Source organism: Streptomyces rhizoryzae (assembly GCF_023155275.1).
Lineage (GTDB): Bacteria > Actinomycetota > Actinomycetes > Streptomycetales > Streptomycetaceae > Streptomyces > Streptomyces rhizoryzae.
The window spans coordinates 104,887-112,748 of record NZ_JALMUV010000024.1 but is presented as its reverse complement, the minus strand read 5'-3'; the positions used below and the strand labels follow the sequence as shown (position 1 = coordinate 112,748).

The 7,862-nt window shown below is 76.0% G+C and carries 4 protein-coding genes, 1 tRNA gene and 1 pseudogene; 4 read left to right on the top strand and 2 right to left on the bottom strand.

What is annotated here, in order from left to right; translation table 11 throughout:
• Positions 1-225: 225 nt before the first annotated feature.
• A complete protein-coding gene (locus tag MUU72_RS20155) occupies positions 226-2,157 on the bottom strand; it encodes a YfjP family GTPase (protein WP_248014719.1) in 1,932 nt (643 codons plus the stop codon).
• Positions 2,158-2,672: 515 nt separating this feature from the next.
• Positions 2,673-4,496, bottom strand: coding sequence for a dynamin family protein (locus MUU72_RS20150; protein WP_248014718.1), 1,824 nt, complete (start codon positions 4,494-4,496; stop codon positions 2,673-2,675).
• A 310-nt stretch (positions 4,497-4,806) separates the two neighbouring features.
• On the opposite strand from MUU72_RS20150, the gene MUU72_RS20145 reads away from it, so the two are divergent.
• From MUU72_RS20145 to MUU72_RS20130, 4 genes and pseudogenes are all read left to right on the top strand, one after another.
• Positions 4,807-4,879: transfer RNA gene (locus MUU72_RS20145), tRNA-Arg, on the top strand.
• Between the two features lie 58 nt (positions 4,880-4,937).
• Positions 4,938-5,452: pseudogene (locus tag MUU72_RS20140) on the top strand (aldo/keto reductase); the annotation flags it as partial.
• A gap of 128 nt (positions 5,453-5,580) precedes the next feature.
• Positions 5,581-6,309, top strand: a complete 729-nt coding sequence (locus MUU72_RS20135) for a TetR/AcrR family transcriptional regulator (RefSeq protein ID WP_248014717.1) — start codon at positions 5,581-5,583, stop codon at positions 6,307-6,309.
• Positions 6,310-6,348: 39 nt separating this feature from the next.
• Entirely contained in the window at positions 6,349-7,506 is a 1,158-nt protein-coding gene (locus MUU72_RS20130; RefSeq protein WP_248014716.1) for an MAB_1171c family putative transporter, read from the top strand.
• Positions 7,507-7,862 lie beyond the last annotated feature (356 nt).

The following is a 7,862-nucleotide window of genomic DNA, read 5'->3' as shown; positions in this document are numbered from 1 at the left end:
GCAGGAGGCAGGAGGCAGGAGGCAGGAGGCAGGAGGCAGGAGGCAGGAGGCAGGAGGCAGGACGCCGGAGGCCGGACGCCGGAGCCGGAGCCCCACGGCCGAACGACGCACGGCTGTCGGCGCACGGCGCACGTCAGCGGGGCCTCGGCAGAGCGGCGGCGGGCCACCCGGCCCGCCGCCCGTCACCGCCTCGTCCGCCTCGTCCGCCGCGCCCGCCTGTCCGCCTCACGCACCCGACGCGACCGCGTACCGCTCGCGCACCTCGCGGTACCGCAGCAGTTCCGCGGCCACCGGCTCCAGCACCCGCGCCCGTCCGCGGCCCGCCGCCGCTTCCCGCAGCCGGCGTTCGGCGTCCTGGCCGTACCGCCGGGCCGGGCCGCGTGCCAGCGCCCCGCACAACCAGGTCAGCGCCGGTCCGCCCACCGACCCCACGACCGCGGGCAGCAGCCCGGCCGGCCATTCCGCCGCGGGCGTCACACCCGTTACGGCCCCCACCAGCCACAGCACGCCGACCACCTGGAAGACGAACAGCAGCCCTTGCAGGGCGGCCGCCACCGTCCACCAGCGCGGCCTGGCCTCCGGCCCCCGCCGGAGCGCCTCCTCGGCCTCGGCGGCCACCGCGTCCAGCGCCTCCGGCAACCCGTCGGCGCCCCGGACCGCCGCCTCGCGCACCGCCTGCGCCCACGGCACCGGCAACCCGCGCGCGGCCTCCGCCGCCACGGCCCGGACGGCCTGCTCCACCATCGGGCGGGCCGCCTGCCCACCAACGGGACCGCTACCGGTGCCGGCCCTCGCGCCGGTCCTGCTGCCGTTACCGGCACCGGTCGTGGCGTCCGCCCTCGTACCGCCGTCGGTACCGGCACTGGTACCGGGGCCGGAGCCGGGGCCGGTACGGGGGCCGGAGCCGGAGCCATGCCCGGGTGCTGGGACGGAAGCGCCACCCGCGTCCCCCTCACCGCCACCGGTACGGACGGCTCCCGCTCCACGGGCGTCCATCCCGCCGTGCCCCGCCCCACCGTCCCCCGCCCCGGTATGCCCCGCTCCCCCGCGCCCGGCGCCCGTACGCGGGGGTGCGATCCGTGCGCGGTCCGTGGCGACGGGCTCCCCGGCCGCCGTGGCCACCGCCGTCCGGCGCGCCCCGCGCCCCTTGCGCCCGGAGCGCAGCTGCGACCACGGCGAACCGCACGCCCGCTCGGCGTGCCGGAGCCAGTCCCGTTCCGCCGTCCGCCCGGTGGCCACCGCCCCCACCGCCTCGGCGAGCCGGTCCTCGAACTCCTCCCGGGCCCGCCCGGTCAGCCCCACCCGGCTCTCCGCCACGTACACCGGCCGCAGCCGCTCCGCCGCGGCGTCCACGTCGGCCGCCAGCCGGCGGTCGGCCGCCCCGCGCTCCGCCACGAAGTGGGCCAGCGCCTCCCGCAGTTCCGCCACCCCCTCGCCGGTCGCGGCGGAGAGCGCCAGCACGGTGGCGCCCGGTTCGCCGTGCTCACCCAGCGCCAGCCCGTCCTCGTCCAGCAGGCGCCGCAGGTCGTCCACGACCTGGTCGGCCGCGTCACCGGGCAGCCGGTCCACCTGGTTGAGCACGACGAAGGTGACCTCGGCGTAGCCCGCCAGCGGCCGCAGATAGCGCTCGTGCAGCACCGCGTCGGCGTACTTCTCGGGGTCCACCACCCAGATCACCGCGTCCACCAACTTCAGCAGCCGGTCGACCTGTTCCCGGTGGACGGTGGCGGAGGAGTCGTGGTCGGGGAGGTCCAGCAGGACGAGCCCGGAGAGTTCGGGGCCGCTCTGCGCGGTGTGGCGGCGGTGGACCGGCACCCCGAGCCGCCGCAGCAGCCCCTCGGCCCCCGGCCGGCCACCGGACCAGACGCAGGCCACCGGCTCGGCGGTCGTCGGCCGCCGCGCCCCCACTTCCGACCTGACCGCCCCCGCCAACGCGTTGAACAGCGACGACTTGCCGCTGCCGGTCGCCCCCGCGAGGGCGACGACGGTGTGCTCACCGGACAGCCGGTACCGCTCGTCGGCCGCCTCCAGGACGCGGCCCGCCTCGTCCAGCACCGGCCCCTCCAGCCGGCTGCGGGACAGCGCGATCAGCTCCCGCAGCGCCTCCAACCGGGGCCGCAGCCCCTCCTCGGCGGCCCTCCTGGTCCCTCCGGGCACCCACTTGTAGCCGGGGCCGCCGACTTCCTCCTCGTCCCCGCTGCCGATCGTTCCGGAGGCGGCGGCCAGAGGGGAAGCGGAGACCTGGGCGGGGGCGGGAACGTGGGCGGGGGCGGAGACATGGGCGGGAGCTTGGACCTCGGCCCCGCCTGCCCCACCCGTGGGAGCCCCCGCGCCCCCCTCCCCCTCACCTGGAAGCACCGCTTCCCGCCCCTGAGGCACCACCCCACCCACCCCGGGTGCCGCCCCACCCACCGGACCGGCCACCCCCGCCCCCGGCTGCCGCACCCGCCGCGCGATCACCCCGTCGTCCCACGCACCGGCATACCGCGCCCCCGCCCCCCGCGCACCCGTACGCGTGCCCCCGTCCAAGTCCGCCTCCGCAAACCCTCCCGCACACCCACCCAAAGCCACCTCTCCGACCACACCAGGCTCTCCGACCACACCAGGCTCTCCGCCCTCTCCGGGCTCCCCTGCCCCGCTCTCCGCCGGTCGCGCCCATTCCCCGGTCGTCGTCACCCGGTCACCGCCTCTTCCCGCTCGCAGCGGTCCGCCGCCCGACGCCCGCTCTCCGTCTCCAGGGCCGTCTCCCGGCCCGTCTCCCCTCGGTCCGGCTCCCGGTCCGGTTCGCGCCCCGTCCGCCGCTCCGGCTGCCGTTCGTCCGGAGGGCGCTTCCGGCGCTGTTCCCGTTGGACGACCGAGAGCGCGGCGATCAGTGCGGCCTGCTGCTCCGGCGGTACGGTCAGGCGGTCCAACGGGGCCAGCCGGCGCTCCCGTTCACCGTCGAGCACGTCCGCCAGGTAACGGGCCAGCAGCCGGGCACCCTGGTCACCCAGGCGCAGCGCGCTCTGCGCCCCCAGCAGGTCGGCGAGGTTCTCCCCGGCCGTACGGGCGCGGCGCCCGCCGAGCAGGGAGGCGGCCAGCAGGGCGGCCGGTTCCTCCGCGTCGGCCGGCTCGGCCCGTTCACCGGCCTGGCCGCCGCGCGCCTCCCGGGCCTCCTCCTCGGCGAGTTCCTCCAGGCAGCGCCGCCAGCGCCGGACGAGCATGCCGATCCGGTCGGCGGCGCCCGCCGCCCCGGCAGCCGCGGTCAGCGCCACCTCGGCCGCCGCGGCGTCGCGCCGCCAGGCGTTCGCGGCCCGCTCGTCGGCCTCCTCGACGGCGCAGACCAGCAGGGCGGTGAGCCCCTGGGTCAGCGCGTCCAGCAGGTCGCCGGCCCGCCCGCCGAGCGCCTGCGCGTACCAGTGGGCGCGGGCGTCACCGGACAGCACCTCGCCGGCCGCGACCTCGCGCCGCACCCGCTCGGCGGCCGCCTCGTACGCCTCCTCGACCCGGCCGGCCAGCCGCAGGGCCGCGGCGTGCTGCGCGGCGGCGGCCCCGGCCAGCGCGGGGAGCCGGCTGCGCAGCGAGGCCAGGGCGCCGGACGCGGTCCGGTCGGCGGCGGCCGCGCGGGCGGCCGGGTCCTCGGCGTGCCGTTCCAGCCACTCGCGCAGTCCGGCGACCGCCGTGGCGGGCAGCAGCCCGCGGCCTCCGCCGGCGGATTCCGGCAGCTCGGGGATGGTGAACCGGGGGACGTGGCCGAGCCCGGCGCGGTGGAGGAGTTCGGCGTACCGGGCGGAGATCTCGCCGGCGATCTGGTGCGGCACCCGGTCCAGCACGGTGACCAGCGTGACGTCGTACTCCTTCGCCGTACGCAGCAGGTGCCAGGGCACCGCGTCGGCGTAGCGGGCGGCGGTGGTGACCAGCACCCACACGTCGGCGGCGCAGATCAGCTCGGCGGCCAGTTCGCGGTTGCCGGCGACCAGGGAGTCGATGTCCGGGGCGTCCAGCAGCGCCAGCCCGCTGGGCAGCGCGGTGTCCGTCTCGATCCGTACCGTCGGCAGGCCCGGCTCGCCCGCTACGGGGCCGCGGCCCTCCCCGGGGCCGCCCGCCCCGTCGCCGCCCCGTTCATCCCCCTCCCCGCCGTCCTGTTCCGGTACCCAGACGCGGGTCAGGCCGGGCAGCACCCGGCGGCCGGCGAACCAGCGGTGGTCGTCGGGATGGCAGACCAGCACCGGCGTCCGCGTCGTCGGCCGGAGCACCCCGGCCTCCGAGACGCGCCGCCCGACGAGTGAGTTGACCAGGGTGGACTTGCCCGCCCCGGTGGAGCCGCCGACGACCGCGAGCAGCGGGGCCCTGGGCGCGCGCAGGCGGGGCAGCACATAGTCGTCCAACTGGGCGAGCAGCTCGGCCCGGTTGCGCCGGGCCCGGGCGGCGCCCCGGAGCGGCAGGGGGAAACGTGCGGCGTCGACACGGTCGCGCAGAACGGACAGTGCGTCGATCAGCCGGGGTCCTACGTCCAAGGTCACCACATGTGCAGAATGCCCAATTTCGTTAGGTTTTTGAAGCGTATAGCCCCTTGTGTACGGCGCGAGATCACGACAGAACGAGATAGGTAGCAAATGGGATTTTCGGGATAATCAAGGCACAGGCATAACGAGTGCACAACACCCGCCGCGCGAGGCGTCAAAAGCCGTGCAGGATTCGTACCTGCCTGCGATTATCGGGATCGCTTCACCGAACCTCCACAACGTGCCACGGAGGTGAAGCAACCGGGACGAGGCACCCGGACCTCTATCCTGGTCCGCGGTCCGTGATCCACGCCCACCACCGGCCCCCGTAGCTCAGTGGATAGAGCAGGTGCCTTCTAAGCACTTGGCCGCAGGTTCGAGTCCTGCCGGGGGCGCTCCACGCAAGACCCTCCTTCGGGAGGGTCTTTTTTGCTGCCAGGTGTGGTTTCCGAGGAGGTGCACGCCGTGCACCCGATCGCCGCCCTCCAGACGGAGTGGCGCTCTTCAGCCGGGACGTCGAACGCAGCGCGGTGGGCGCGGCGGCCGAGCTGGGGGTGGCGTTCGTGTCGTACGCGCCGCTGGGCCGGGGCCTGCTGACGGGGACGTTCACCGGTGCGGGCACCGACCTGTCCGGCGGCGACTTCCGCCGGCTGCTGCCGCGCTTCACCGGGGAGAACGCCAAGGCCAACGCGGCCCTCCTCGCGCCGCTGCACCGGATCGCGGCCGAACGCGGCGCCACCACCGCGCAGATCGCGCTGGCCTGGGTGCAGCAGCGGGCCCGGGTGCACGGCCTGGCGGTGGTGCCGATCCCGGGCACCCGCAGGCGCGCCCGGCTGCTGGAGAACGCCGCGGCCACCCGGATCGAGCTGACCGCCGGGGAGCTGGCGCTGCTGGAGCCGCTGGCCGGCCGGGTGGCGGGCGAGCGCTACGCGGACATGTCGCTCACCTCGGCGGCCCGGGAGGCGTAACGGGCCGGCGGGGGGCCGGGGTTGGGCGGCGGGCGGGCCGGGCGGCGGGTGGCCGGATCGTGGTGCCCGGCCGCGGGGGCGGGGCGGCGGCGGCCGGCCGGCCGGTAACCGACAGGTACGGTTTGGCCATGGATGTTACGGACGCACACGCCGCCGAGGAGCACACCGGGCCGTCGGCCGACCTCAAGGCCGCCGCGCGCCGGCTGCTGGAGCCGCTGGGCGCCGCCGGGCTGACCCCGGAGACCGTGGCCGGGGCCGCCGGGCTGACCGTGCCCGAGGCCGAGGCCGTCTTCCCGGACCGGGACGCGCTGCTGACCGCGCTGGTCATCGACGCCTACAACGCCTCCGGCGCCGCCATGGAGGAGGCCGACCGGGACGCCCGGGAGGCAGGGGCGACGGCCGGGGCGCGGCTGCTCGCGGTCACCCGCGCGCTGCGGGCCTGGTCCTTCGCGCACCCCGGCGAGTTCACGCTGATCTACGGCTCGCCGGTGCCCGGTTACCACGCCCCGCCGGAGACCGTGCCGCCCGCCTCCCGCACGCCCGGCGTGCTGGCCGGCATCGTGCGCGCGGCGCTGGAGGCCGGCGAACTGACCCCGCCCCGGCGGCCGGTGCCCGGTCCGCCGCTGCTGCTGCCGGAGGCGGTGGAGCTCTTCGGCGGGCTGCCCGAGGCGCCGTTCGCGGACCTCATCGAGCGCGGCATCGTGCTGTGGAGCAACCTGATCGGGCTGCTGGTGTTCCAGGTCTTCAGCCGCACCCACGACAGCGTCCGGGACGAGTCCGCGTTCTTCGACTACGCCATCGCCGTGGCGGCCGAGGGCATCGGCCTCGCGGTCCCCGCGGCCGGCGGCTCCGACTAGACCGACCGCCGGTGCCCGGCACCGGCGGGGAATCACACCGTGAACACCCTCAGAACCCTCTGCTTCGTCATCGCGGCGCTCTCGTCGTACGCCGCGCTCCTCTACCGGCTGAGCCAGTTCCGGCGCAGCCGGGGGGACAGCGCCTACCGCACCCTGGTGATCACCCTGGTGCTCCAGTGCCTCACCTTCACCATGGGTGCCGTCGCCATGGGGAGCGACCGCTTCCTGGGCGTCGGCAATCTCGCCATCCTCGTGATGCACGTCTCGGCGGTCGCGTTCTGCGTCAGCGCGCAGATCATCCTGCTGCACTGGGCGACCGCCGCCGAGGATGCGGCGCGCAAGACCCGCTTCTGGCTGCTGACCGGCGGTGCGCTGACCGCACTGCTGGTGGCGCTCTTCTTCGTCGCGGACGGCCCCGGGCGGCCGGCGACGGACTTCAACACCGGGACCGGGCAACCACTGGTCCTCGGCTACCTCCTGGTCTTCATCGCCTCCCAGGCGGCGCCGTGCGTGACCATCTTCCGGCAGTGCGGGCCCTACGCCCGGATGGCCGGGAAGACCTCGCTGCGGCAGGCCCTGCGGCTGCTGTCGGTGGCCGCGGTGGTGCTCTTCCTCTACTGCCTGGCCAGGACGGTCAACATCCTCACCGCCGCGTGCGGGATCGACATCGGCCCCTGGCAGCTGGCGTCCAACGTCTTCAGCGCGGCGGGCATCCTGGTGCTCTCGCTCAGCCTGACCATCTCCTCCTGGGGAGCCTCGGTCACCCGGCTGGCGAACTGGGCGCGCAACTACCGGTCCTACCGGGTGCTCTACCCGCTCTGGCGGGACCTGTACGAGTCCTCGCCGGACATCGTGCTGGAGCCCCCGGGGGCCGCGGTCTCCGACCTCGACTACCGGCTGCACCGCCGGGTGGTGGAGATCCGGGACGGCTGGCGGGACCTGCGGCCGTACATCGACCGGACGGCAGGCGGCGACGCCGGCGGCGCGGCGGCCGGGGGCGGTGAGGAGGCCCGGCAGGCGTTCACCGAGGCGGCGCAGATCCGGCAGGCGCTGCACGCCAAACGCACCGGCACCCGGCCCGCCGACAGCAAGGACGCGGGCGGTTTCGACGACCGGGACACCGACCACTTCCCGGCGGAGGTCGCCTGGCTCACCAAGGTCGCGGCCGCGTACCGGCGGCTCGGCGACCCGCGCTGAGGCCCGCCGCGGCGCGGTGCGGCGGTGGTCCCGCCCGGTCTGCCCCCGTCAGTCCGGGCGGGATCCTCCCCCGTTCCCCCGTTCTCCCCCCGTGGGGTCCCCAGGTCCCCCGTGGGTCCCCCTTCGTGCCGTACCGGGCGGGTGGTGGCCCGCCCGGCCGGTCCGCCCCGGCCGTTCCCCCGAAGGCCGGGCCGGACCGGTGGGCCGGCAGCCAACTCGGCTACCCCCGTGAGCAAAGTTAGCCACCAGCTATCGGCTGGGGTCAACGTTGGCGGAGTCCGGGCCGATTGTCAACTGACAGCTAATCTGCGAAACTGGGAATTAGCCGAGGGCTATTCCGAGGAGGTGACGGGAGG